Origin of the sequence: [Erwinia] mediterraneensis (genome assembly GCF_900604315.1) — a bacterium.
GTDB classification, from domain to species: Bacteria; Pseudomonadota; Gammaproteobacteria; order Enterobacterales; family Enterobacteriaceae; genus Pantoea; species Pantoea mediterraneensis_A.
Genome location: NZ_LR026981.1, coordinates 70,482 through 94,906, shown reverse-complemented (window position 1 = coordinate 94,906; position 24,425 = coordinate 70,482). Strand labels below are relative to the sequence as shown.

The window sequence follows — 24,425 nt, the reverse complement described above, 5'->3', positions numbered from 1 at the left end:
TTTCTCGTCATAGACGTTGCTGCCTGAATAAAATAGTGTGGCTAACCCGGGGACGGGCAGCAACACGTGCTGCCCGTTTCACTCAGTGAGACATGATGTTTTCAGAGAACCACTGACGCCATTCAGCGGTTTTCTCAGCACGCAGTTGCGGGTCAGTATTGATAGTGGCATCCCACTGCGCCGCCGTAGTCAGCATGCCGGGCAGCTTCGCCAGATCCGGATCGATATGGGCGTTGGTTACCGTTGGACTACCACGATAGATTTTCGCAACCTGCTCCTGAATTTCTGGCTTGAGGGCGATATTCATGAACTTGTAGGCCAGCTCGCTATGCCGGGTGCCTTTGTTGATGCCGATAGTATCAACACCGAGGATCGCACCCTCTTCCGGGACCGCCAGCTTAATATCGACCCCTTCAGCAATCATGTTGTAGGCATTCATCGACAGCATCACCTGCACCGGCGTTTCTCCGGTTGAGATTAACTGCTGACTGTTAGCGTCATCGGTATAGAAAGATTTGATGTTGGGCATCAGCGCTTTCATTTTCGCCTGGCCCTGTTCCCAGTGCGCCGCATCGGTGCCAGCCAGTCTGGCAGTAACGGCGATAATATGGCTGGGATCCCAGTCAGGCAGCGCCAGTGTGCCTTTCAGTTCCGGGCGCCACAGATCATTCCAGCTCGCGAAAGCTTCGCCTTCAGGCACCAGGTCCGGACGATAGCCGATGGTATAGACATAACCCCACACACCCAGGTGAAACGGGCTGACTTTGGCCTGCTGCACCAGATTGACCGCGTTAGGGATCTTGCTCATATCGAGCTTTTCAAATAACCCGCTGTTAGCGTACAGGTAGCCGACATGCGCGGTGGTGAAGGTCACATCGGTTTCCGGCGAGCCGCCCGCCAGTTTGGCTTTGTTCAAACGGTCAATAGTCCCGCCGGTGACAAACTGCACTTCTACACCGGTTTCTCTGGTAAATTCTTTGGCAATTGTTTTTTCGATCAGATCTTTAAAATTCCCACCCCAGGTGCTGACAATCAGCTTATCTGCGGCCACCGCATTACCGGCACTCAACATACCTGTCGTCAACAACGTTAAGGCACAAATCTCACGCAACATATTCTCGTCCCCACTGAATAGAATGATTGTTGTAGATGCTTTGAACCACTGTCGACGCCCTTACAGCGCGCTGCGCCAGAATGGTGCGAAAGTGGGACCCTGGTGTGAAAATGATAGTGCCGGTGTGGCGTACTTCGGTAAAACAGCATTTCCCTCGCCGTTGCGTCGGAATTTCTGACGCTACAACAAGCGCTGTGGTGCAGTGGATTTCCTGAAGCAGCGGTAAGGCAGAAGCGAAGAAGCGTGGGGGCAGAAACGGATGACACCAGGCTGAATGGCATGATAAATGCATTATATTTCCTGCTATCAGAATGACTGGCATGACATGATCGCGCCAGCAACACAGGAGAACCTGTATGCTTAGTCGCATTACCCAGCGTCAGCTGGAATATTTTGTCGCTTCCGGGGAGGCGGGCAGTATTATCGGAGCATCAGAGCGTATCCACGTTTCGTCTCCGTCTATTTCTGCCGCCATTACGCATATTGAATCTGAGCTTGGCGTACAGCTGTTTGTACGCCATCACGCGCAGGGAGTGTCGCTCACCACTATCGGTCATCAGGTCTTGAAAGAGGCAAAGCTGATCCTGGAGCAGATGTCCAACCTTTATACCATTGCTTCGGAATCACTGAATCATGTGCGCGGTCCACTGCGTGTGGGCTGTCTCGATACCCTGGCTCCGATGCTGACGCCAGAACTGGTGTTTGGCTTTGGCCGCGCTTTTCCTGGCGTGCGCGTCTCTCTGGTGGAAGGCAATCATGAGCAATTGCTGAAACAGTTGCGTTCCGCCGATATTGATATTGCGCTGACTTATGACCTTGTCCCGGCCAGCGATATCGCGTTTCAGTCACTGGCGCGGCTGCCGCCCTATGTGATGGTGGGTGAGCATCATCCGTTTGCCACTCAATCAGCAGTGACGATACAGGACTTAGCTGCCATGCCAATGGTGCTGCTGGATATGCCCTGGAGCCGCGAATATTTTCTTGGGTTGTTTAGCGAGGCGGGTGTAACGCCGGATATCGTAATGCGCTCGAGGAATATTGAAGTGGTGCGCGCCATGGTGGCGAATGGCATCGGCTTCAGTATTGCTAACGTACGGCCAAAAGCGAATCTGTCACAGGATGGCAGGCGCGTGATTCGTGTACGACTGGCAGGGGTGAATAAACCGATGTTGCTCGGTTACGCCACGGTGGCTCAGGTTCAGCAGTCGATGGCGGTGAACGCATTTGCGGAGCGCTGCCGGATGTTTATTTCGGATCAATATATTCCCGGCATGGCGGCACCCAGCTATTTTGATCCTCAGGTCGTTAAAGTGGCTTAAGGTATTCTGCCCATCGTTTTCACCATGGGCGTTTATTCAGTAGCCGCGCTCCGGGAATACCTGATTCAGCACCGGCTCACCACGCGTAATCCGCAGAATATTATCCGCTACCTGGCGTGCCGCGGTAGCCGGGATTGCGACCGAGGCCAGATGTGGCGTAATCAGCACATTATCCATCGCCCATAGGGGATCTTCCGGCGGTAGCGGTTCACGATCAAATACGTCCAGGGTGGCTTCCGCAATCTGACCACTGCGTAACGCCCGGGTCAGCGCGACCTGATCGACGATCGCACCGCGCGATACGTTGATAAAAGCGCAGCCTTGCGGCAAGCGTGCCAGCCGTTCTGCGCTGAGCAGACCATGTGTTTGCGGCGTTAATGGCAGCATGACAACCAGAATATCGCTGCTGGCGAGAAAATCATCCAGAGCCGCCATGCTGTAGCTGCAGGTTATGCCAGCGAGGGATTTCGGCGAACGTGACCAGCCGCGCACATCAAAGCCCTGACGTGCCAGCTCTTGTGCAGCACAGGCACCCAGTTCGCCTAACCCCAGCACACCGACACGTACACTGGACGGCAAACGCGGATGCAGGTAGTACCAGCGGTGCGCACGCTGCGCACGTTCAAAGGCCGGAATATCGCGTGCGTAGCGCAGGACAGCAAACAGCACGTATCCGGCCATCATGCGCGCCATATTGGGATCGGACAGCCGGGTAATGGGGATATCCGGCAGATCATCACGTCCTACCAGCGAATCAACTCCGGCACCAAGATTAACCAGTAGCTTAAGATTGCGATAGGGCGCAAAAAAACCACGCGGCGGTTTCCACGCCAGCGCGTAATGGACCGTATCAGCATCCTGCACCTGTTCAGGACGACAAAGAGTAATGCCGGGCAGCAGAGGTGCCAGTAAGGCTGACCACGCTTCAAAGCTATCGAATTCGCTGTAAAACACTAATGTCGTCATCGGTTATCCGTCCTGATAAGTGCGACCAGCGCATCAATGGCCAGTTCATAGCCCTGCACACCCAGTCCGGCAACCACACCGGTCGCCGCTTTTGACACCATAGAGTGATGGCGAAACGACTCGCGCTGCCAGATGTTGCTCATATGTACTTCGATGATCGGGCCATCAAACATCAGTAAAGCATCCAGAATCGGCACCGAACTGTAGGTTAACCCGGCAGCATTGATGATCACGCCATCCGCCTGCTGACGCGCCTCCTGAATCCAGTCAACCAGCACACCTTCGTGATTGCTTTGACGAAACTGCAGCCCGATGCCATGCGACTGAGCACGTTGCTGACAGCGCTCACCGATAGTGGCAAAACTTTCCCTGCCATAAGTGCCGCTTTTATCCATGCCGTAGAGGTTAGCGTTCGGTCCATTAAGGAAAAATATATGCTGTGACATGCTATCTCCTGACTAAACATACGGACGCGTAGCGGCCATCGCCGGATGCGCATCAAAACGCGCGAACCAGGCAGCGGTCAGCGGATGTGTTGCACGCCAGTTCAGGCTGGCAAAACGGAAGTCGAGATAGCCAAGCGCACAGCCGATGGCAATCAATCCGATATCCCGGGGCTCAGCGCTAAAATGTACGACCTGACGTTCGATTTCTGCCAGTGCGGCATCAACCTTCTCCAGCTGGGCATCCGCCCAGCGTTGCCACTGCTTGTCCACCGGACGTGCACTACATTCGTAACGCGTCAGCAGCGCGGCATCAAGCAAACCATCACCCAGCGCCTGACGCGTCAGACTCATCCAGCGCACCTCACCCTCTGGCGGTAACAGCGATCCCTTAGCATATTCATTGAGATACTCGCAAATAACCCGGCTGTCATACAGGCACAAACCATCACTGGTACGCAGTGCCGGCACTTTTGCCAGCGGATTGAATGTGGCGATGCGCTCATCTCGTTCAACAGGATGCGCCGCCGAGTCCAGACGTTCGATATTGTCTGCCAGGCCAAGAAGATGTGCGCATACCATGACCTTACGAACGTAAGGCGACGTTGTTGCGTAATAAAGTTGCATCAGACGATCTCCTCTGGCGCTACCTGCAACAGAACCTTACCGATATTCGCGTTAGCTTCAAGGATACGATGGGCTTCTGCGGCGGCGGCTAACGGCAAGATGTGATGAATGGTTGGTGTGATTTTGCTTGCGGCCAGTAAAGGCAGCAGATGAGTACGAAGACATTGTGCCAGTCGCGCCTTTTCCGTGGCGCTTTGTGGCCGCAGCGTGGATGAGGTCAGGATCAGCCCGCTACGCATGACCTGTTGTAAGTCGAGTTCGATTTTTGCCCCCCGCATAAACGACAGGCTGACGTGGCGCCCGCCTGTTGCCAGCACGCTGAGATTGCGCGCCACATAGTCGCCGCCGACATTATCCAGCACAACATCTACACCGCGCCCCCGGGTTTCTTCAGCGATCACAACGACAAAGTCTTCACTGTGACGATCAATGGCTCGCCAGACGCCAAGTCTTTGCAGCGCCGCGATTTTATCCTTGCCACCGGCCGTCGCGATGACGCGCGCACCGTGAGCCTGAGCCCACTGAATGGCAAAGGTGCCCACACCGCTGGCGGCGCCGTGAATGAGCACCGTTTCACCCGATCGCAAGCGACCGAGTTCAAACAGATTGTGCCAGACGGTAAACGCGGCTTCCGGCACACCGGCAGCCTGCGCGAGCGACAGGTTTTCAGGCACCGTCAGACAAAGGTCGGCTCGCGCCAGGCAATATTGTGCATAGCCACCGCCGTTCAGCAGCGCCATCACCGGCATGCCAGCAGTAAGGCTCTCTACACCCTCCCCTGCAGCCGTCACGATACCGGCCGCTTCCAGCCCCAATACATCGGTTACACCGGGCGGTACGGGCTGGCCAGTACGCTGCAAAATATCGGGTCGGTTGACGCCGGCAAAGAGAACACGAATCAATACTTCCCCGGGGCCTGGCTGTGGCACCGGACGCTGCACCTGTTGCAGAACATCGGGGCCGCCGGGCTGATGCGCAATGACTGCGCGCATTGTTGCGTTCATTTAAGCTTGTCCCTGGTTTGCAGCGGGAAAAGCGCATACGCCTTCATCATCAAAAGTTACACCAACGACGCAGCCTGGCGGCCAGCGCGTCAGCGATTCAAGGCCGGACTGGCGTGCGAACAGCGTGGTGTTACCAAGGGCTGGCACATCCAGATGAATATCAACATGATCGCCCTGGAAAACATGGGTAATCACGGTCGCACTCAGGTGTGCCTGTGGGCCAAGCTGCGCGAGCTGAATGTTTTCCGGACGGACATAGACATCCAGACGTTCTCCCATCGCCGCCTGAACCCGTTCAGTGGGCAGCCGCAGCACATTACCGCCCAGCTCCACAATGGCACTATTATCGCGGCCCGTATACTGTCCGGGCAGAACGTTCACATCCCCCACAAAGCCCGCAACAAAAGGATCGCGCGGACGGCGATAGATTTCATCCGGTGCGCCGATCTGACGTACATGACCAGCTGACATTACCACCACGCGATCGCTCATGCTCAGCGCTTCGCCCTGATCATGGGTAACAAAAACGGTGGTGACGCCGAGCTTACGTTGAATCGCCTTCAGTTCGACCTGCATTGACAACCGCAGACTCTTGTCCAGCGCAGAAAAAGGTTCATCCAGCAACAGTACCTTCGGGCGGATGACCAGCGCACGCGCTAACGCTACTCGTTGCTGTTGACCGCCCGATAATTCACGCGGCTTACGATGTCCATAACCGGCCAGTTTCACCAGCGCCAGCGCCTGTTCCACACGTTCGGCAATTTCCGCTCTCGGCACGCCGCGCATACGCAGACCGTAACCGACGTTTTTTTCTACCGTCATATGCGGAAACAGCGCGTAATTCTGAAATACAATGCCGATCTCACGTTGATACGGCGGAATCGCGGTCACCAGCTCGCCATCAATAAAAATTTCCCCGCCATCTGCTTCGGCGAAACCGGCCATTAAATTTAACAACGTGGTTTTGCCACATCCGGACGGGCCGAGGAGCGTAATAAACTCCCCCTCTTCTATGGTCAGAGAAATCTTGTGCAACGCAGTGGCATCGCCAAAACGTTTAAGGACGCCATCCAACTGAACGGCAATGTTGGCCTTATTCGGTACGGAATGAATCTGCCCGGACGGTGGGAATGTGGTCACTTCTGCACTTACCATAGAATCTCCAGAAAACGGGGCTATTAATGCGTGCGACCAGCATACGGCTTACGCGTACATTACGCGGTTAGTGCTTCCTGAAGCTGGCGTTTGGAAAAGTTAAAGCAGACGAAAATGCATGCGACTGTCATGCCCGGGTTACTGCTCACTGGCTCATCCATACTGCCAGACGACGTAACATGGCATCGCAGGCCTCTAACTGCGCGATAGTAATAAACTCATCAGGTTTATGTCCCTGCGCCATGCTGCCAGGGCCGCAAATGACACCGGGAATGCCGGCCTGATCGAACAACCCGCCCTCAGTACCAAAAGCCACCGTGCTGAACGCGCTGGATCCTGTCAGATAAGCGATCAGCTGCGCCGCCGGGCTGTCTGTCGCGGTGTGTAGTCCCGGATACCCACTGATCGGATAAAAACGAATAGCGCTGTCCAGACTGACAGCGCGCATCTGTGGCAGAAGTTCACGCTCTGCATAACGTGACAGGTCATCGACAACGTGTTGCGCGTCATCCTGCGGTAAAGTACGGATCTCAAAATCAAACGTGCACTCAGCCGGGACGATATTCAGTGCGCTGCCACCCTGAATCGTACCAGTCTGAACCGTGGTAAACGGCGGTTGAAAACGGTGGTCCTGATGTTCCGGTGACGCCAGGCGTTCGCCCGTCACGGTAAGCCGATGGATCAGTTTCGCCGCATATTCAATCGCATTTACGCCATGCGGTGCGTAAGCTGAATGGCAGGCGGCGCCTTTGACTTCACAGCGCATACCCAGCTTGCCTTTGTGACCGAGTACCGGTTGCAATTCGGTGGGCTCGCCGATCAGACAGATGGCCGGCTTCTCAGGACGCTGCGCCAGCCTATCCAGCAATGTACGGACGCCGAGACAACCCACTTCTTCATCATATGAGATCGCCAGATGCAGAGGTTGCTTCAGAGGAGAGGCCAGAAAACCCGGAACAGCCGCCAGCATACAGGCGATAAATCCTTTCATGTCAGCTGTGCCGCGCCCGTACAGCTTCCCGTCGCGCTCAGTCAGCGCAAACGGCGGTACACTCCAGGCTTGTCCATCCACTGGCACCACGTCACTGTGACCAGAAAGCATCACGCCGCCGTTACCTGTGGGGCCGAGCCGGGCATATAAATTGGCTTTACTGCGCCCGGCATTGTGAATCAACTCACAATGGACACCCAGATCAGTTAAATAGCGCCAGACAAAATCGATGAGCGCCAGATTAGACTCGCGGCTGGTAGTATCAAACGCCACCAGCTGCTCAAGCAGTTTTCGACTGGTCAACATGGGCTTTCCTCAGGCTTTATTCGTCGCCAGGCACGCCGTAGCCCGGCGCTCGCGTAGGATCCAGGGCTCGCGTCACGTAATCCTGCATCTGTGGCTGGTAGGCCAGCCATAACCGGCTCAGTGCTGCAACAGGGTCGGCATCGCTCCAGTCAACGCGCAGGTCGACAACGGGCCATACCTGGTCGTCAACGATCTTAAGCGCTGCAGAGTGTACCGGTCCCGCTTCCCCCCCGGCCTGTATGCCAGCCTGCAGCGCCGCCAGCAGTCGTCCGGCAAGATGCCCCTGCTGCTGCTCAAAGACGTTCACCATTGCCGTAATGACATTCGGGTTCGCCAGCAGATTACCTGCAGCGATACAATTTGCACCGCTTTGCGCATTGTTGATGCCCAGCGTCTTATCCCCGCTAAAACTGGCGGTCTGACCATCAGCAGATAACACCGTTACCTGACGATACTGAGCGTAAGCATCACTTGCGAGTCCGGCTTTCAATGCGGCTTCGGCCGATTCGCCCAGTTGTAAAAGGTTGAGGATCTGCGGCCCCAGCGCCGGCAAAGTGATATTTTGCGTCGATACCGCGCCGGTTGCGGCACGTAACCATGGGCAACGCGCACCCACCGCAATGCTGGAAGAAGTGATAGCAATGCCCATCTGTCCGGTTTGCGCGCAACGCCCTGCAATCGATAACGTCATTGTCTCAAGCTCCTGATTGCGGCTGCCAGTCATCCGGGATGACAGCGATTACATCAATCTCCATCAACCACTGCGGCTGGGCGAGCCCGGAAATAACCAGCCCGGTAGAAATCGGGAATACGCCTTTCAGCCATCGACCGACTACCTGATAAACCGGTTCGCGATAACGGGGATCAACAATGTAAGTGGTGGTTTTGACAATGTGCGAGAGGTCGCTGCCAGCTTCCTCCAGCAGCTGCTTAACATTCTTCATCGCCTGTTCCGCTTGCGCCGCCGGATCGCCAAGCCCTACCAGATTACCGTTGAAATCAGTGCCGACTTGTCCACGTACATAAACAGTGTTACCAGCGCGAACAGCCTGACAAAGATCGTTATCCAGTGACTGGTTAGGGTATGTTTCTTTGGTATTAAATTTGCGGATACGGGTATGTGTGCTCATGTCTGCCTGCTAAGAAAGTAAAATTGACTTTCCAGGGTATACAGCGCCTGGCGCAGCAGATAAAACAGCATTAGCCGAGGTGTTGCTTTAGAAAATCCGAAGGAAGATAAAAAGATTGAGGGCTGGTACAGGCAGACAGCGCCGGCAAGTCATATCCCCGCTGCCTGCGGAGGGTCAGGCAGGGGATGAAAGATCAGTGGCAGAGTTGGGCCAGCTCGTCGTCGGTGAGGCCGGTTATCGTCATCACGGTATGACGATCGAGACCATTCTGCAGCATGGCACGGGCAATTTTTAGCGCTTCTTCTTTGCGCCCTTTCTCAATACCGCGTTTTTCACCCAGCTGGATACCTTTTTCGATGCCCTTCTGTTCAAGCTGCTGTGCGATGGTCATCAGTTCGTCTCCATGTTGTGGCACCCGCTGTGCCAGTTCACGTACAAAGGCTTCTGCGTCTGATGTTTCGCCTGCCTGTACGAGGTAGTTTATCAGCGAAACCAGCTGCTGTCCTGTCATGTGTTCTGTCAGCAGCAGAGTTGCCAGCCTGTCCAGCAGATCAGCCAAATCGCGTCGGTGAATGTGTTTCTGCAGCAAGGTCAGCGCCGCCATACTGCGGTGGCACATAATCTCATCATCAGGAATGACGGTCACATCAACCAGCGGAAAATGTCCGCAGTAAAGCTTTTTAGCCAGCGCCGGATCGTCAAAGTCGTCCAGCCAGCGGGTAGACCAGGGATACGGGCTGCGTCTGCCGGTATAAAACAGTACTGGAATCACCAGTGGCAACTTCTTATGCCCCGCATCCAGATGACGCTGCATCGCGGCAACCGCGTACCGCAACAGACGGAAGGCCATATGTTTATCCGGCGTGGACTGGTGCTCAATGAGGACATGAATCCAGGCATCACCAGAACGGGTTCTCAGGCTGTAAAGCACATCGCTGAAGTAAGGACGCAGATGTTCTTCAACAAAACTGCCCGATTCCAGCTTCAGCGTAGTGAAATCACAGACGGCCTGAAACTCAGCTGGCAAGTGCAACCGCATAAAATCCCGGGCGGTTTCCGGATGGGTAAGAAACTGCTTGAACGCCAGATCATGTGGCGTTGGGGTGACATTTTTTCCGCGCGTTGATTTCCTTTCAGACACACCTTTCTCCTTCATGCTTGTGGACATCATCAGATATCCAGTGGATTGTAACGCAACGCGAGGAATCTCAGCTGGGTTACCGACCTTTGCTGAACATGTTTTACTCTTCTTCCACGATGGCTATCGCCACAGAAGTGGCCTTTACGCTGATGGCCAGCCTGGCATTTTTAGCGGGATCTGCGTTGTCATCCATTCAACAAAACTGCGGTGTCGGATTCCGGGATGCACATCCTGGCGCCAGAGCAAATGTACCGGACGCGGCGCAGGCAACTTGTCCTCCAGTAACACAACCAGCTCGCCTGCGGCTATATCCTCAGCAAGCAACAACCAGGGTTGCAGAATCAATCCGGCACCAGAAAGCGCGGCTTGCCGCAGAGCCTGACCGTCATTACAGCTGAAGGTCGCACTTTCCGGCCAGATCAGATCATCGCCGCTGCGCCAGGCGTTACGTTTGTTCCAGTTACTGTAACGAAGACAACGGTGTGATTTTAAATCCTCGAGGCTTTGCGGTGTGCCATAACGGGCCAGATAAGCTGGCGCGCCGGCAATCACCATACGGTAATCACCTATACGCCGGGCGACCAGCGGCGTATCTTCCGGCAGTTCACCCACACGAAACACAAAATCGAAACCCTCAGCAATCAGATCCACGAAGCGATCGCTCAGTTCAAGCTCAATACGTACTTCCGGATACTGCTGCTGAAAGTCGCTACACAGGGCGGCGATAACACAACTTCCCAGCGTGGCGGCGGCGCTGATACGTAAACTGCCTGCCGGAAAGCGGCGCAGACTCTCTATCCGGCTTTCAGCGCTGTAAAAGGCAGACAATATCTGAAGACACTCTTCATACCAGGCTTTACCGGCTTCCGTCAGAGTCTGATGCCGGGTATTTCGCTGAAGCAGTCTGGTTTGCAGATAGTTTTCCATCTGAGCGACGGCTTTTCCCACCATCACAGCAGAGATATCCAGTTGTTTTGCCGCTTCACTGAAGCTTCCGTGTTCGACCACGACCACAAAGATTTCCATCCAGCGTAATTTATTCATGATGACTAACTTTAAGTTTCGAATAATTAAATTTTTCGACCATTTATTCGGGGAATGCAATCTATCAGTATGCAATCAGGTTAACTGTAATGGAGCGGAAAAATGAGAGTGATGATAGTAGGAGCCAGCGGCACAGTGGGACGCGCCATTGTTGAAAACCTGGCGCAGGATCATGAAATTCTCTGTGTCGGGAAAACGCGGGGCGATCTGCAAGTAGAGCTGACGGATGAGGCCAGCGTGAGAGACCTTTTTGCCCAAAGCGGCAAGGTAGATGCGGTGATTTCAGCAACCGGTAGCGTACATTTTGGCCCGTTACATGAAATGACCAGCGAGCAGTTCAACCTCGGGTTGCAGGATAAACTGATGGGCCAGGTACGGCTGGTGCTGACTGGCCAGCACTACCTTACCCCCGGCGGCTCATTTACCCTGACGACAGGGATCCTGACCCGGCATCCGATCCGCACTGGTGTAAACGCTACGACGGTGAATGCCGCACTGGAAGGCTTTGTACTGGCGGCAGCAAACGAATTGCAGGGATTGCGTATCAATGCTGTCAGTCCGACAGTACTGACCGAGGCGCTGGATAAATATGGGCCTTTCTTCCCCGGTTTTGAAAGCGCCTCAGCGAGTCGCGTGGCGCTGGCCTATCGCCGCAGTCTGGAAGGTATTGAAACCGGCAAGGTATATCGCGTCTGGTAAGAAAAAACGCACTGAATGCGCAGTGCGTTTACGTTGTTTTCAGGCATCAGAACACGCCATCACGCCTCTCCCGGTGGCCTGATGGTGGCCATAAAAGGAGCTTTAAATGAGGCGATGCAGGACCTCACCCACCGCATTAAACAAATGATCCAGTTCGGCTGGCGGGGTGGTAAACATCGGGCCAAACTGTAGGGTATCCCCACCAAAACGCACATAAAAACCTGCTTTCCACAATGCCATACCAGCGTCAAATGGCCGCACAGTGGCATCACCACCACGCGGGGCCAGTTGAATGGCGCCCACCAGGCCACAGTTGCGGATATCCAGCACATGAGGACAGTTGCGCAGCGCGTGCAGTTTATCTTCAAAGTGAGGCGCCAGCTCCGCGGACTGTTCAATCAGGGATTCATTCTCCAGTAATGACAGCGTGGCCAGTCCGGCAGCACAGGCCACCGGATGAGCGGAGTAGGTATAGCCGTGTGCGAACTCTACGGCATGCTGCGGTAGTGACTGCATCATAAAGGTGTTATAGATTTCATCACTGGCAACCACACCGCCGAGCGGAATGGCCCCGTTAGTTACCTGCTTGGCGAAATTCAGTATATCGGGTGTGACGCCAAAATATTCTGCGCCGCTCCAGCGTCCCAGGCGGCCAAAGCCGGTAATGACTTCATCGAAAATCAACAGGATGTTGTGCTGTGTACAGAGTTCACGCAGACGCTGCAAATAGCCCTGGGGCGGAATGATTGCCCCGGCAGAACCGGAAAGGGGTTCAACGATCAGCGCAGCGATATTGGACGCATCATGCAGTTCGATCAGTCTGAGCATTTCATCGGCCAGCGCCACGCCCCCTGTTTCCGCCATTCCGGCGGTAAACGCCATGTCGGGTTGCAGCGTATGAGGAATATGATCAACGTCCATCAACTGGCCGAACATTTTACGGTTGCCGCCAATACCACCGAGACTGGTGCCAGCAATATTAACTCCATGATAGCCCCGGGAGCGGCCAATAAGTCGGGTTTTTGTGGGCTGTCCTTTGATACGCCAGTAGGCACGCGCCATTTTCACCGCTGTATCTGTGGCTTCTGAGCCTGAGCCAGTGAAAAAAACATGGTTGAGATCGCCAGGCATCAACTGAGCGATTTTATCGGCCAGCTGGAAAGAGAGGGGATGGCCGAACTGGAAACCCGGCGAGTAGTCCAGAGTGCCCAGCTGCTGCCCTACGGCATACTGAATTTCTGTTCGGGTATGGCCAGCGCCGCAGGTCCACAGCCCTGACAGACTGTCAAATATCCGTCGCCCTTTATCGTCGGTCAGCCAGCGGCCTTGCGCAGCGACAATAAAACGCGGGTCATGCTGAAAATTACGGTTAGCGCTGAAAGGCATCCAGTGCGATTTCAAATTCAGTGAGGCGGTATTAACAGTGTCAGACATGGGATTTCCTCCGGACGGGTGTAGGAAGAGTTTGCATCCAACTGTTGATGAAGTTAAACGCCGGTAAACACAACGTCAGCGATAACATTTCTCCCCTTGAGAAAAAACAAAAGGTTGGCTCAGGGCACGAACCCTGAACTCAGATTAATGCGCATCTTAATAATGGCAAGCCAATGCCCAATGCCGTCACTTCTCCGGAACAGCAGGTTGGCAGATATTTTGCGATCTGCCTGTGAGCCTTATAAAAATATGCCAGTCATACAACGGGTATAAATTGTGATGGCTGAAAAGCATATTGCCACAGCGAGTAAAGATCAGGTGACAGTCTGCTTATCGTTGCGTGAGACACATCATCAGTCAGTGTAGCCGCCGTGTCCCGATCTTCTGACAAGCGGATGCAATCGCCGTGCTACAGGTCAATCATCGCTATCAGCAGTACTGATTACGAGCCTTAAAGAAGATAAGGGTAGCGCCATGACAGCCCTACCCTTATTTTGGATTTTTTCGACAATGAGGGTTATTTGCGCCTTTTACGGCTCGTCTGAGATACCCGACGATAGCGTTGTCATAATACTCAGCCTTTCATTAAAGCTTATTTTATACACCACCGGTAGGCTGATGATTTACATCTTTCCTGATCTTTTCAGCCAGTATAATTTGCGTCAGAGAGACAATAACAGAAAAGATGACAATATACTCAATTGAGGTCAGTAAGACATCTGTCATGCCATATAAAAGCGTAGACAGGGCTGCAATAGTAACCGGGTTGAAGAAAGCGTATTTCCTCGCCGCATCGACAATATGAACCCAAAAGAAAAACAACAAGATCACTACGCCACCCACGCCAAAAATAGAGGCATACTGAATAAATTCATTATGAAGATGAACATTCAGGAAAGTAATAGCATAAGAATTTGAGTTCCCATGTTCTTTAAGCCAGGAAACAATGAATGCGTTGCGTTGCTCCTGTGTCTGACCGAAAGGCGCATTTTCAAAGGCCAGAATACCTGAACTCCACATCGTGAAGCGTGAGCCTAAAGAGGTATGGTCATTATTTTTTTGGTAACTCTCAAATTCATTTACTGTAAGTTCCACGCGTTTTTCTATGGTTTTGTAAGAAAGACCCAGACAAATGGTCAGCGCTATGGCAATTCCGGCAATAACTTTAAAATTGCGTGAAAGAAAAAACAAGCGCAACGTCAATACAGCTAACAGAAGCGTATGAATAGCCATAGCCGCACGCGTCTGTGTCAGAAAAATAACGTACAACGACAGGGGGGCCATTATAAGAAAAAGCACTCTGTAAAAACGCTGATGGGACAAATTCACGACGAGTGTCAGTAGCGCCAGCGTGAATGCAGAGTAAGCATAGGCGGTCATCGTTGCACGATTAATACCAAGCACAATACGTTCTGTAGACGTAGCGCCCTGGATAAACGCATAGACACCGCTGCTGATAAAGGCCGCTCCCATTGATGCCAACGCCAGCTTGCGCAATGTTGACCTCGAAAAATAGTTAGCCTGCAAAATGCACAACAAGTAACTCAGGGTTAAAAAGGCGAGTATCATGCGCTTACCAGCAGTAAACAGCATTTCATGCTTAACGGTGGTATGCATTTGAGCATAAACCGACCAACCCAGATAAACACAGCCAAGCAGGAGAAAAGCCAGAGGAATTTTGCTACTCTGCAGATAACTTTTATAGTTCCTGAATTCCAGTAACAGACCTACAATTGAGATGTAGCTGAACCAGTAAAAAATCACACGGGCCGTTTTTTCGTGAACAAAAGCAGCAGGAAGAATACAAAAAGCGGTCGCAAGGGCCAGAAATGCCAGCGCCTTTCTGGTAGTGACATTACCGGGAAGTGAAATCAACATTAATATTGTCTCTGTTCAATTTTAACAAATTTCCTGACAAATAAGCGCCAGTGTGCGTTCTTAATTTTAACCAGTAAAGGACGATTTTTCCTTATGATTTTTATCATCTGCGAACGTTTTTTTTCCACATGTTTTCGCTTCGCCAGCTCGTCTTCACTTACCCAAATTGTTGAGATTTCGCTCAACTCCGAATGCAAACCAACCGGAGGAACGACTGCTTTAATATTAACGACGCCATATTCACGTATAAATGTCCAGCGATCGGCCTCAAGCCAGACAGGAAACAAAAACTCCGCCAGTTTAGCTGCAGCAGCCAGGTTTATAATATAAGCATGAGTAAAAACAGCTTCAGTAACCTTCACAACCTTCAGGCTTTTATTAATCTCAGCACAAGGTTTCGCAATATGTTTATTGACTTCGCTCAGTAACATTACCTCAGGTCGGTCGCTTCTATAATTAGTGTACCAGCTCAGAACCTCAGGTAAGTTTTCAGTAAGCTTAACATCATCCTCCAGAATTAAAGCAGTATCAATACGCTCAGAAACCATTTTCTTATAGATATAATAATGGCTTAGAGCGCATCCTATCTCACCCCTTGTCATACCCGATGAATAAACAGGATGAATTAATTCCTTCAACGCTTCAGGAGATAAAATTCGGCCGTCAATTGCAGGTACTATCTCAGCCTCAATATTAAGATAGCGGCACTGGTGAAGAATGTTTTCACGACGAGAAATGTCTTTTTCAAGATTTACAATAAAAGTTTTCAATTAAAATCCTGTACAGCAGCAATACTGACCATATAAAAATCACAAATAAAAAAGTAGGTGAGATAAATTCATTTATATCCGGGCTATAATATATCCTACAGGTAGCCGAATGAAAATAAATTTTTCGTTCTTATGAGAATAAGCGAGGCGAAGGCCTCCGACCTGCAATCCCTGGTTTCGCTCAATGCTGGCAACATCGTCACTGCCTTTTCCTTTCGCCGAAACGCCAGACAGAGGTAAGCGCCAGAGTAAATTGATGCCAGAAGGAGCCAGCTTCAGGGCCCATTGAACAATACAGGTCTGCTTTTCTTTTTTGTCAGCCTAAGCGCCTGGGTTTGCAGCTACACCTTTAACGCATACCTGCTCCGCACTCATCAGAATAGCAGAACGCCATGCTGAGATGAGTTATCCACAGAAAATGGGGATAGCCTGTGCATGAATAAGTATAAATACATAGATCTCGCGGATGATGCCGCTTTCTCAGCCACCGCAAGAGCCTGTACAGTCGAACCTTCAGTCAGAAAGAGGGACGTCATTCCACCTCCGGGAAGTGAGAATATTAAAAATATAAAAATCAATAGGTTAATAAAATATCAGAAAAATAATAAAAAATAGCTTGCTATCTAATTGCGCGATATCTATATTCATCCCCATCAGGACAACACAGGGCATGTCGCCCACCCATTTAAATAGCACACTATATTATAGCCAACAACATTAAGAGCATAACATCATGAACATGAAGAAAACTATCCTGGCCGCTATTCTGGCAACCGTCTCTGCAGGCAGCATTGCCGCTCAGCCACAGGCTGATCACCGTGTGCAGGCGTTCCTGAATGCCCTGAACGGCAGCGGCGGCACACCGATTGAGCAGCTCTCACCACAGGCAGCCCGCCAGGTACTGATTGATGCCCAGAAAGGCGCGGCGATGCCCGCTGCGGACGTCACGGAAAAAACCATTCAGGTTAACGGTAAGTCGATTCGTCTGAACATCGTGAAACCGAAAGGCGCTACCGGCACCCTGCCCGTCTTCATGTTCTTCCACGGCGGCGGCTGGATCCTCGGGGATTTCCAGACTCATGAGCGTCTGGTGCGCGATCTGGTGGTCGGCTCCGGTGCGGCAGCGGTCTTTGTGAACTACACCCCATCCCCGGAAGCGCATTTCCCGGTAGCGATAAATGAAGCCTATGCCGCTACCCGCTGGGTCGCTGAGCACGGTAAGGAAATTGGTGTGGACGGCTCCCGTCTGGCTCTGGCCGGGAACAGCGTCGGCGGAAACATGGTGGCTGCCGTAGCCCTGCAGGCGAAGCAACAGAAAACTCCGGCTATCCGCTATGAAGTGATGCTCTGGCCGGTGACCGATGCGAACTTTGATAACGGTTCTTACAACCAGTTTGAGAACGGCTATTTCCTCAGCCGCAACATGATGAAGTGGTTCTGGGATGCGTACACCACCAAAGAGAGCGAGCGTAACAACATCCTGGCTTCCCCGCTGCGCGCTACCGCGGAGCAGCTGCAAGGTCTGCCGCCGACCCTAATCCAGACCGCCGAACTCGATGTGCTACGTGATGAGGGCGAAGCCTTCGGTCGCAAACTGGACGCCGCTGGCGTGGATGTCACGGTCACTCGCTACAACGGGCTGATTCATGATTACGGTCTGCTGAATGCTCTGAGCAGCGTGCCGGCCGTGCGTACCGCGCTGCAGCAGGCATCAGAAGGCCTTAAGTCCCATCTTAAATAACAGAACAGCAAAGCCGGGCCCTGTATACCGGGACATACGGCCTGAAACCCTGACAGATAACTGAACAGAACAGTAAGGAACAGATTATGAAAAACGTAAAAATCATCGCCGCCGCCCTTGCCCTCATCGCTACTGGCAGTTTTGCCCAAAGTATCAGCGTCACCGCCGCCACCCTGAGCGACGCGGAAGCGAAAATCGCCCGGGAGGCGCAGGCCGCCGGGGCATCCTACCAGATCACCGAAGCCTTTAACGATAACCGGGTCCATATGACGGCGCAGTTACAGAAATAATGCGGAAGGTAAAGCCGGAGCAGACATCATACCGCCGCACATTTTATGTCGCATTCAGGGGGTATGCTGCCTGTTCCGGCACGTTAACTGCAACCCGATCGGCCAGGTAAACCAACCAGCAACGCATACCAACAGAAGGAAGCAACATCATGAACTTTATTACCACTAACGACGGCACTGAAATTTTCTACAAAGACTGGGGTTCAAAAGAAGCACAGCCTGTTATGTTTCACCACGGCTGGCCGCTCTCATCTGATGACTGGGATGCACAAATGCTTTTCTTCATCTCGAAAGGTTATCGCGTTATTGCCCATGATCGCCGTGGCCATGGCCGCTCAGCGCAGGTTTCTGAAGGTCACGACATGGATCATTACGCAGCCGATGTCTTCGCCGTAGTGGAAGCACTCGATTTGAAAAATGTTATCCATATTGGCCACTCAACAGGTGGCGGCGAGGTGGCTCGCTACGTGGCGAGGTATGGTCAGCCTTCTGGCAGAGCCGCCAAAGCTGTATTGGTTTCTGCTGTCCCGCCGCTGATGGTGAAAACCGAAACGAATCCGGAAGGCCTGCCGCTGGAGGTGTTTGATGGTTTTCGCGCTGCTCTGGCGGCAAATCGCGCCCAGTTCTTCCGTGATGTTCCTGCCGGTCCGTTCTACGGCTTTAACAGAGAGGGCGCGGTTGCTCAGGAAGGCGTGATTCAGAACTGGTGGCGCCAGGGCATGATGGGCAGCGCAAAAGCGCACTACGAGGGGATCAAGGCATTCTCAGAAACTGACCAGACGGAAGATTTAAAGGCTATTGATATCCCTGTTCTGGTATTGCACGGCGATGACGATCAGATCGTCCCCATTGCCGACTCGGCGCTGAAATCGGCCAGCCTGTTGAAGAATGGCTCACTCAAAGTCTATCCTGGCTACTCGCACGGTATGCTGACAATTAATGCCAATGTGCTGAATGCCGATCTGCTGGCCTTTATTGAATCATAAGGACGCGGCCAGCCAGAACAGGATAATGTGTGGCGCACAGAAAATACCTGAACCAGAGCCCCTTTCGGATAAAGAGGGCTCTGTTGCCTTGTCCGGGCAGGCTACTGCCTCTTTTGCACCACCCAGCCAGCTACTCTGCCGTTCCTTCAGCCTTCATCTTATCAATGACAGCTTTGATGGCCGCATCCAGCTCAGCCTGATAAGTGGCCGGAATGCGGGAAAACTCATAGGCCACCAGACGTTTTTCCGCGTCGATTTTTTTACGGGCGAATTGTTTGTTATCGCTGAAGTGGCAAAGCTTTTCAGTGACTGCTTTTTTTACCGGCTTCGCTGGCTTGAGGCTGTTGCTGGCCGCCCGGAAAAAATTCATGATCTTCGTTTTGGTGAGAGGATCGTCTGCCTCAGTCAGAGTTTCTTTGCCGATACGTTCGCGCACGCTGGCGACAATCTCGTTGAGATCGACGTTCCTTGCGTTAGCGTTATCGGCTATCTCAAGTAATAACTGATAATCTGTTATCGCAAGATCGCTTACCGAAGGAAACACGGAAATCATCGCATCAGGCACCGCTGCTGCCTGAAAGGCGCGGGTGATCTTTGCGGCAGAAATACCTTCAGCTTTAGCAATTTCGGTCTGGCTCATGCCATTGGCATACATCAGCTCAAGGCGTTTACCCAGTTCGCGAAGCGTATGCTCTTTGGCCGTCTGAATATCGACTGCCAGCTGACGGGCATCGGCCAGGTCAATATTTTCTCTGGTCACCAGCACTTCAAAAGGAGTGCCATTATAGAGGCAGGCTGCACGCCGGCGGGAACCATCCAGAATTTCAATCCGTCCATTCACTTCCCGGCCAATTGCCGGAAAAAATTGCTGTAATTTGATGGTACGGGAAATATCGCCAACGGATTCAGGCGTAAGTAATGACTGATCGCGGCCATTGACGGAGGAGTTGATGTAGGTCTGCGTTTCAATGTCATCATGTAAGATTTTTGTCAGGATAAAACGTGCTTCTTTACCTGACTTCAGGACAAAAACGCGCGCGCCTTCACTCTCACTGAGCATTTTGGAGAAGTTAGAATTACCCAGGGTACGGCCCATTTTTTTCATGACTTTGCTCATTTAATACCCCTTATAAACTCAATCCTTTTAAATACCGCCTGAGTGAAACGTTCAGCCTCGCGTTTAGCATTCTTGAGCGCTTCGGCGCTCCCCGGATAAGATTGCGGATCGGCGCTGACAATGGTATCGAAGGTTTCCCCGCAGCGTTCAAAACCATCGAGACGTGGCAGCACGGCATCAAGAATGTAAGAGGTAAAGACATCACGAGCCAGCCCATGGGTCATTTCATGGTCACGCTTGGTGGTCATTTTCGACATAAAGCCGATATTGCCTTTGATACGCGGATTTATCCCCTCCTCCTCCAGCTGCTCAAGCATTTCTGGCAACCGGGTCAGGTATTTCAGCGTTGAATGAAAATCGACCTGTGCCGGTGGTGTGGGGGTCAGCAGCAAGTCGCTGGCAGCAATGGCATTCAACATAAAAGCATCAAGGTGGGGACCGGTATCGATAAAGATGAAATCATAATCGTTGCCTACACGATCAATAATATTGCGGCGCAGGACGTCGGAAGGCAGCACGCCGGGCAAGTGTTCACGAACGAGCTCATTCCACTGACTGGCAACAAAACCATCATCAATGGAGGCCGGAATAATATCTACGCCCGGTATAATGGTTGGCTGGATAATCTCGTTATGCAACTGCTCAGCATCCAGATCGTTCAGCATTGCCTGTGCGGCAGTTTCCATAATGGAACCGATACTGTTGCTGTGGTTCAGAAACATAGTGCTGGATGCCTGAGGATCGAGATCAATCACCAGGTTACGCAGATCATATTGCAGCAAATCAGGATGAACCCGCAGGCCATGTGCCAGGGTGACGGTGCTGACGGTTTTGGATACCCCGCCTTTAAGATTGACCACAAAGATGACGAAAGGGCCTTCCCCCTTGTGCAAATCGCGATACTTTGGCACCTTTCGGTGGGCATAGATATCCACCACGTCCTGAACGGTAAGCGCGTAATGTTTCGTATTCCCGGCATCTTTTTTGCCAAACTGATGGCCCTTTGCTTCCATCTCTTCAATCGCCTGCTCGACTGCACGACGACTGAGTTTTGGCATATTGGCCACGGAGTTGCGGGTGAAGGTTTGATAGTAACGGTCGAGACCAAACTCATGACGTTTATCGATAATGTCATCGCTCATGCTGCGTAACATGGCATTCGCCCTGCGGGCAGTTTCATCTACACCACCATAGTTACTTCTCATTCCGTTACTCCCTCCGGCAAATTTTTCTCCAGTGTACACATCGTTTTGCTGTGTGCAACATTTTTCGTTTTTCAATAAAAAGTTGTACAGAGAAAAAATACTTTTAACGGTAGGGCGTTACGCAGATTACTCATTCAATATAGTGAAAGGGAGTAAAAATGAGAGCGTAATCACGTTGAGATCAGCGGAAACTGTAAACGGTTGACAAAAGAACAGACGGGCGGTGAGAACAGTCTGAGCTGAAAGTTATCGGTCATATGCTGTTTTGTCAGATCTTACCTGAAAGGTTATCAGTCATATGCTGATAGTGAGTATTCGCCAGCAACGGAAAGGCATCATGACGCTCTCAGGTCTTTCTTTACGACACAAGGTTATCGGTTATATGCAAATGGTTTCCAGTTGTATGCCTGAACATCCGCAGAACGTTACCAGAATGGTGTTCAGAACAAGGTAACACAAAGCATAAAGGTTATCAGTCATACGCTAAAGTTATTAGTAAGATGCCTGGTCATCCAGAATTTTCATAGAAAAAATCTTATTATTCATTGGATTAAATCCTTAAGTGTTCAGTGGCGGGTTCACATTGCAGGAAACAGCGTCGGCAGAAGGTTATCAGTCATATGCTACCCGGTTGCCAGCCATATCCGTCGGCTGTGCATCCGGGCGGAAATTCTAAATTTGTTTCATCTGCTTAGCGCTGAAAAGACACGATCAATTAACCAATAATATCAATATGTTACCGTAAATTCCGGTAAAAAAGGGGCTTCACTTCCGCGTAAAGGTTTCCAGTCGTATGCTGAATCAGCCAGCAATTCAGATGCTGAGCCACGATATAGTTATCAGTCATATGCAAATCGGAAGATAAACGGGATAAAAGTTATCAGTCGTATGCTAAAAAGCGCTGATAAAACACAACACACTGGCTGATGAAAGGGAGAATCGCTCTCACAGAACGATCCCCCATCACCTAACAGTTTGAATTTAAACTCTAAAAATGAATGGTTACTACTCGTATGCGCTAACCGACAGCAGAAGAGAGGGCCCTATCTGGCGTCCAGGCTGATCAGTATTTTCGCAATCTCTTCTTCGGTAAAGCCGGAGTCTTTAAGTTTACTGATCTTAGCAATCATCTGTTCATCAACCACTTGTGGTTCAGACGTCTCATCATTTGTGAACGCGAGGGTCTTATCCGGCACCAGGCTGGGGTTTCTTTTCGTGATATTGAAATAAACCGAACGGCCTCGTTTGAATTCACTATACTCCAGATAATTGATTTCTTTCAGTTCTGACAATGCCTTACGTACGATATGATTCTGGTAAGCGATGCGGGACTTCAGTCTGAGGCGTTCACGTAAACGCTTCATAGAAACCGGAGCCGGGTTTTTGGGCAGGCTTTCGATAAAAGTATAGAGCGCCTGGGCAGATTCTTTCCGGGGCAGGTGATCGATGGCTTTCAGTCGAAGGTACACTTTATAATCCATCTGGTAAAGATCAGCCAGTCTCGGGTCTCCCTCGATCTCTACCTCATTTTTAGTCAGGCTATAGTGAGCGCTGTTCACCAGCCCGGTCGTCAGTGAACCGGTATCATTACAGAATTGTATCGTTACTCCGCGCAAACGCATGAGAGATTCATCAATGCGTTTCTTCATATCCTTGTTAGAACGCTTTGAATCAAAACCACAATTTTGCAGGAATTTCGTGAACGGCAGTTTCAGCTTGCCGATAAAAGTGCCATTGTCGTAGATGGAACGTATGATACCAAGCCAGACCCTGAAGTCTGTAGCCATGTCGAGACGTTCAGAACGGATAGAAATGTCTTTGTATCCTTCTCTCTTCACCACCTCGAGGTGATAAAGATCCTCCGTCGCATCGACGGTAGACTTCACGGTGTTTACCGAGTTTTTTGACTTCGCATGAGCGGTGTTGGGAACAAAGAGGCCAAGCCGCATCAATGCGACCGGTTGTACCGTTGCATTAGCCGTGGGATTCAGGTGGATAAGTTCACCCGTTTTTTTGTTCACTTCCTCAGTCATACTGTCTAAGTTATTGACTTTCTTAGCCATAAACAAGGTTCGCTTATCAACAGGTAAATTTGGCTCTGCATATAACCGATAACCTTATCAGCATATAAGTGGAAATCAAAGCGCATCTGACTGATAACGTTAAGCATATGACTGAAAACCTTTGAGCATATGAGAAAAAACTTTCTGCATACGACTGATAACCACGATCAGCCTTTAAGCCAGATGTAGCAAGGCCTGCGGGGACGCGGGGATCTTTTGGGTTTTTTATGGATCTCTATAGGATCGTATTAAGATCTTACTACTGGATCTATCCTGTGAAAAATGTGGAAAACTCAAAAATTTAACGCAACACTAGCCGCACTCTTCAGGCGCATCCTGAGTAAGCCTCTGTGGTTCTTCTTTCTGCATGAAAATGTCAGTTTTGATGACCAAATCATCAAATCCCGAGAGAACCTGTTTGCTACACATAAGGCCGCTACGAACTTATGAAACTTCCAGCCTGCCTGTTTACCTGAAGGGCATACAGACCAGTGAAAACGAAATAGCATGCTGCATTACCCTTTTTATTGTATAGCCAATCCATGCCGAGTCCTGAGTTACCGCTCAGTTATACACAAAATTACCCGTGGTAATTTCATATTTAACTTATTGATTTATAAGAATAAATTTAAATAATTTCAGATTGAAATTCCCATAATTTCCCCTTGAAAGAACCCAGCTGAAACTGAATCACCAACAATCAAACAGAGGAAAACAGAAATTGGTGTTTGCTGACGATGAATCATCAGACAGCAAAAATGCCCTGCTCTCTTCAGTAAAAGTACGTAGACAGAAGGTGAAAAGCGCAAAAATTTCCCAAAGAACTTTCATGTTTAAATGCATGTTTTACAAAAATTTTTCATCATAATTTCAGGCTGAAATTCCCGTTGACCACATTGGGCCATAACCTTTCGTTTCTCTGCCAGTTCTCATCCTGAAAGCAGGTTTAACAGGAGAAGGACTGGCAAACTGGAGAACATAACGCCGGTGCAGTCATTAATA

General features: G+C 51.2%; 22 protein-coding genes. 5 read left to right on the top strand and 17 right to left on the bottom strand.

Annotation, left to right across the window (positions count from 1 at the left end):
* Positions 1 to 82: 82 nt before the first annotated feature.
* On the bottom strand, positions 83 to 1,114 hold the full coding sequence (locus tag E0E17_RS20150; RefSeq protein ID WP_130835951.1) for an ABC transporter substrate-binding protein: 1,032 nt from the start codon (positions 1,112 to 1,114) through the stop codon (positions 83 to 85).
* A 356-nt stretch (positions 1,115 to 1,470) separates the two neighbouring features.
* Between E0E17_RS20150 and E0E17_RS20145 the strand changes: the two genes are divergently transcribed.
* Positions 1,471 to 2,433 (top strand): LysR substrate-binding domain-containing protein, encoded by a 963-nt coding sequence (locus E0E17_RS20145; RefSeq protein WP_130835950.1) that lies wholly within the window; start codon positions 1,471 to 1,473, stop codon positions 2,431 to 2,433.
* A 36-nt stretch (positions 2,434 to 2,469) separates the two neighbouring features.
* Here the strand turns inward: E0E17_RS20145 and E0E17_RS20140 are convergent, their stop codons facing one another.
* From E0E17_RS20140 to E0E17_RS20095, 10 genes are all read right to left on the bottom strand, one after another.
* A complete protein-coding gene (locus E0E17_RS20140) occupies positions 2,470 to 3,399 on the bottom strand; it encodes a 2-hydroxyacid dehydrogenase (RefSeq protein ID WP_130835949.1) in 930 nt (309 codons plus the stop codon).
* Complete coding sequence (locus E0E17_RS20135; protein WP_130835948.1) at positions 3,396 to 3,845, bottom strand: type II 3-dehydroquinate dehydratase; 450 nt, start codon at positions 3,843 to 3,845, stop codon at positions 3,396 to 3,398. The genes E0E17_RS20140 and E0E17_RS20135 overlap by 4 nt, the downstream gene beginning before the upstream one ends.
* 12 nt (positions 3,846 to 3,857) lie before the next feature.
* Positions 3,858 to 4,469: a glutathione S-transferase gene (locus tag E0E17_RS20130; protein ID WP_237680856.1), complete on the bottom strand. Its 612-nt coding sequence runs from the start codon at positions 4,467 to 4,469 to the stop codon at positions 3,858 to 3,860.
* On the bottom strand, positions 4,469 to 5,473 hold the full coding sequence (locus E0E17_RS20125) for an NAD(P)H-quinone oxidoreductase (RefSeq protein WP_130835946.1): 1,005 nt from the start codon (positions 5,471 to 5,473) through the stop codon (positions 4,469 to 4,471). The genes E0E17_RS20130 and E0E17_RS20125 overlap by 1 nt, the downstream gene beginning before the upstream one ends.
* Positions 5,474 to 6,628 (bottom strand): ABC transporter ATP-binding protein, encoded by a 1,155-nt coding sequence (locus E0E17_RS20120; RefSeq protein ID WP_130835945.1) that lies wholly within the window; start codon positions 6,626 to 6,628, stop codon positions 5,474 to 5,476. It abuts the gene before it with no gap.
* Positions 6,629 to 6,773: 145 nt separating this feature from the next.
* Positions 6,774 to 7,925: an acetylornithine deacetylase gene (argE, locus tag E0E17_RS20115; protein WP_130835944.1), complete on the bottom strand. Its 1,152-nt coding sequence runs from the start codon at positions 7,923 to 7,925 to the stop codon at positions 6,774 to 6,776.
* Between the two features lie 16 nt (positions 7,926 to 7,941).
* On the bottom strand, positions 7,942 to 8,616 hold the full coding sequence (locus E0E17_RS20110) for a DUF1028 domain-containing protein (protein ID WP_130835943.1): 675 nt from the start codon (positions 8,614 to 8,616) through the stop codon (positions 7,942 to 7,944).
* Between the two features lie 4 nt (positions 8,617 to 8,620).
* Complete coding sequence (locus tag E0E17_RS20105) at positions 8,621 to 9,055, bottom strand: RidA family protein (RefSeq protein ID WP_130835942.1); 435 nt, start codon at positions 9,053 to 9,055, stop codon at positions 8,621 to 8,623.
* A 193-nt stretch (positions 9,056 to 9,248) separates the two neighbouring features.
* Positions 9,249 to 10,196: an Rpn family recombination-promoting nuclease/putative transposase gene (locus E0E17_RS20100; protein WP_237680855.1), complete on the bottom strand. Its 948-nt coding sequence runs from the start codon at positions 10,194 to 10,196 to the stop codon at positions 9,249 to 9,251.
* A gap of 141 nt (positions 10,197 to 10,337) precedes the next feature.
* Entirely contained in the window at positions 10,338 to 11,240 is a 903-nt protein-coding gene (locus E0E17_RS20095; RefSeq protein WP_207302112.1) for a LysR family transcriptional regulator, read from the bottom strand.
* Between the two features lie 102 nt (positions 11,241 to 11,342).
* On the opposite strand from E0E17_RS20095, the gene E0E17_RS20090 reads away from it, so the two are divergent.
* Positions 11,343 to 11,939: a short chain dehydrogenase gene (locus E0E17_RS20090; RefSeq protein WP_130835941.1), complete on the top strand. Its 597-nt coding sequence runs from the start codon at positions 11,343 to 11,345 to the stop codon at positions 11,937 to 11,939.
* Positions 11,940 to 12,041: 102 nt separating this feature from the next.
* On the opposite strand, the gene aptA is transcribed toward E0E17_RS20090, so the two are convergent.
* The 3 genes from aptA to E0E17_RS20075 form a co-directional block, all read right to left on the bottom strand.
* A complete protein-coding gene (aptA, locus tag E0E17_RS20085) occupies positions 12,042 to 13,373 on the bottom strand; it encodes an omega-aminotransferase AptA (protein ID WP_130835940.1) in 1,332 nt (443 codons plus the stop codon).
* A 597-nt stretch (positions 13,374 to 13,970) separates the two neighbouring features.
* Positions 13,971 to 15,251, bottom strand: a complete 1,281-nt coding sequence (locus E0E17_RS20080; protein ID WP_130835939.1) for an O-antigen ligase family protein — start codon at positions 15,249 to 15,251, stop codon at positions 13,971 to 13,973.
* Positions 15,251 to 16,021: a glycosyltransferase family 25 protein gene (locus tag E0E17_RS20075; RefSeq protein WP_130835938.1), complete on the bottom strand. Its 771-nt coding sequence runs from the start codon at positions 16,019 to 16,021 to the stop codon at positions 15,251 to 15,253. Before E0E17_RS20075 ends, E0E17_RS20080 begins: the two co-directional genes overlap by 1 nt.
* A gap of 739 nt (positions 16,022 to 16,760) precedes the next feature.
* Here E0E17_RS20075 and E0E17_RS20070 point away from each other — a divergent pair.
* The 3 genes from E0E17_RS20070 (at position 16,761) to E0E17_RS20060 (ending at position 19,038) form a co-directional block, all read left to right on the top strand.
* Positions 16,761 to 17,762, top strand: a complete 1,002-nt coding sequence (locus E0E17_RS20070) for an alpha/beta hydrolase (RefSeq protein WP_439654648.1) — start codon at positions 16,761 to 16,763, stop codon at positions 17,760 to 17,762.
* Positions 17,763 to 17,848: 86 nt separating this feature from the next.
* Complete coding sequence (locus tag E0E17_RS20065) at positions 17,849 to 18,052, top strand: YdgH/BhsA/McbA family protein (protein ID WP_130835936.1); 204 nt, start codon at positions 17,849 to 17,851, stop codon at positions 18,050 to 18,052.
* 149 nt (positions 18,053 to 18,201) lie between these two features.
* Entirely contained in the window at positions 18,202 to 19,038 is an 837-nt protein-coding gene (locus E0E17_RS20060) for an alpha/beta fold hydrolase (RefSeq protein ID WP_130835935.1), read from the top strand.
* A gap of 130 nt (positions 19,039 to 19,168) precedes the next feature.
* On the opposite strand, the gene E0E17_RS20055 is transcribed toward E0E17_RS20060, so the two are convergent.
* From E0E17_RS20055 to E0E17_RS20045, 3 genes are all read right to left on the bottom strand, one after another.
* Positions 19,169 to 20,155, bottom strand: coding sequence for a ParB family protein (locus E0E17_RS20055; protein ID WP_130835934.1), 987 nt, complete (start codon positions 20,153 to 20,155; stop codon positions 19,169 to 19,171).
* Positions 20,152 to 21,360 carry an AAA family ATPase gene (locus tag E0E17_RS20050; protein ID WP_130835933.1) on the bottom strand — a complete coding sequence of 403 codons (1,209 nt, stop codon included), beginning with the start codon at positions 21,358 to 21,360 and terminating at the stop codon, positions 20,152 to 20,154. Before E0E17_RS20050 ends, E0E17_RS20055 begins: the two co-directional genes overlap by 4 nt.
* A 1,043-nt stretch (positions 21,361 to 22,403) precedes the next feature.
* Positions 22,404 to 23,423, bottom strand: a complete 1,020-nt coding sequence (locus E0E17_RS20045; protein WP_130835932.1) for a RepB family plasmid replication initiator protein — start codon at positions 23,421 to 23,423, stop codon at positions 22,404 to 22,406.
* Positions 23,424 to 24,425 lie beyond the last annotated feature (1,002 nt).

What these genes read in the sequence shown, in the direction of transcription:
- E0E17_RS20050 (WP_130835933.1), bottom strand. Translation starts at nt 21,360, where the DNA reads ATGAGAAGTAACTATGGTGGTGTAGATGAAACTGCCCGCAGGGCGAAT.
- E0E17_RS20135 (WP_130835948.1), bottom strand. Translation starts at nt 3,845, where the DNA reads ATGTCACAGCATATATTTTTCCTTAATGGACCGAACGCTAACCTCTAC.
- E0E17_RS20080 (WP_130835939.1), bottom strand. Translation starts at nt 15,251, where the DNA reads ATGTTGATTTCACTTCCCGGTAATGTCACTACCAGAAAGGCGCTGGCA.
- E0E17_RS20140 (WP_130835949.1), bottom strand. Translation starts at nt 3,399, where the DNA reads ATGACGACATTAGTGTTTTACAGCGAATTCGATAGCTTTGAAGCGTGG.
- E0E17_RS20105 (WP_130835942.1), bottom strand. Translation starts at nt 9,055, where the DNA reads ATGAGCACACATACCCGTATCCGCAAATTTAATACCAAAGAAACATAC.
- argE (WP_130835944.1), bottom strand. Translation starts at nt 7,925, where the DNA reads ATGTTGACCAGTCGAAAACTGCTTGAGCAGCTGGTGGCGTTTGATACT.
- E0E17_RS20125 (WP_130835946.1), bottom strand. Translation starts at nt 5,473, where the DNA reads ATGAACGCAACAATGCGCGCAGTCATTGCGCATCAGCCCGGCGGCCCC.
- E0E17_RS20150 (WP_130835951.1), bottom strand. Translation starts at nt 1,114, where the DNA reads ATGTTGCGTGAGATTTGTGCCTTAACGTTGTTGACGACAGGTATGTTG.
- aptA (WP_130835940.1), bottom strand. Translation starts at nt 13,373, where the DNA reads ATGTCTGACACTGTTAATACCGCCTCACTGAATTTGAAATCGCACTGG.
- E0E17_RS20095 (WP_207302112.1), bottom strand. Translation starts at nt 11,240, where the DNA reads ATGAATAAATTACGCTGGATGGAAATCTTTGTGGTCGTGGTCGAACAC.
- E0E17_RS20065 (WP_130835936.1), top strand. Translation starts at nt 17,849, where the DNA reads ATGAAAAACGTAAAAATCATCGCCGCCGCCCTTGCCCTCATCGCTACT.
- E0E17_RS20110 (WP_130835943.1), bottom strand. Translation starts at nt 8,616, where the DNA reads ATGACGTTATCGATTGCAGGGCGTTGCGCGCAAACCGGACAGATGGGC.
- E0E17_RS20120 (WP_130835945.1), bottom strand. Translation starts at nt 6,628, where the DNA reads ATGGTAAGTGCAGAAGTGACCACATTCCCACCGTCCGGGCAGATTCAT.
- E0E17_RS20130 (WP_237680856.1), bottom strand. Translation starts at nt 4,469, where the DNA reads ATGCAACTTTATTACGCAACAACGTCGCCTTACGTTCGTAAGGTCATG.
- E0E17_RS20145 (WP_130835950.1), top strand. Translation starts at nt 1,471, where the DNA reads ATGCTTAGTCGCATTACCCAGCGTCAGCTGGAATATTTTGTCGCTTCC.
- E0E17_RS20060 (WP_130835935.1), top strand. Translation starts at nt 18,202, where the DNA reads ATGAACTTTATTACCACTAACGACGGCACTGAAATTTTCTACAAAGAC.
- E0E17_RS20070 (WP_439654648.1), top strand. Translation starts at nt 16,761, where the DNA reads ATGAAGAAAACTATCCTGGCCGCTATTCTGGCAACCGTCTCTGCAGGC.
- E0E17_RS20055 (WP_130835934.1), bottom strand. Translation starts at nt 20,155, where the DNA reads ATGAGCAAAGTCATGAAAAAAATGGGCCGTACCCTGGGTAATTCTAAC.
- E0E17_RS20090 (WP_130835941.1), top strand. Translation starts at nt 11,343, where the DNA reads ATGAGAGTGATGATAGTAGGAGCCAGCGGCACAGTGGGACGCGCCATT.
- E0E17_RS20045 (WP_130835932.1), bottom strand. Translation starts at nt 23,423, where the DNA reads ATGGCTAAGAAAGTCAATAACTTAGACAGTATGACTGAGGAAGTGAAC.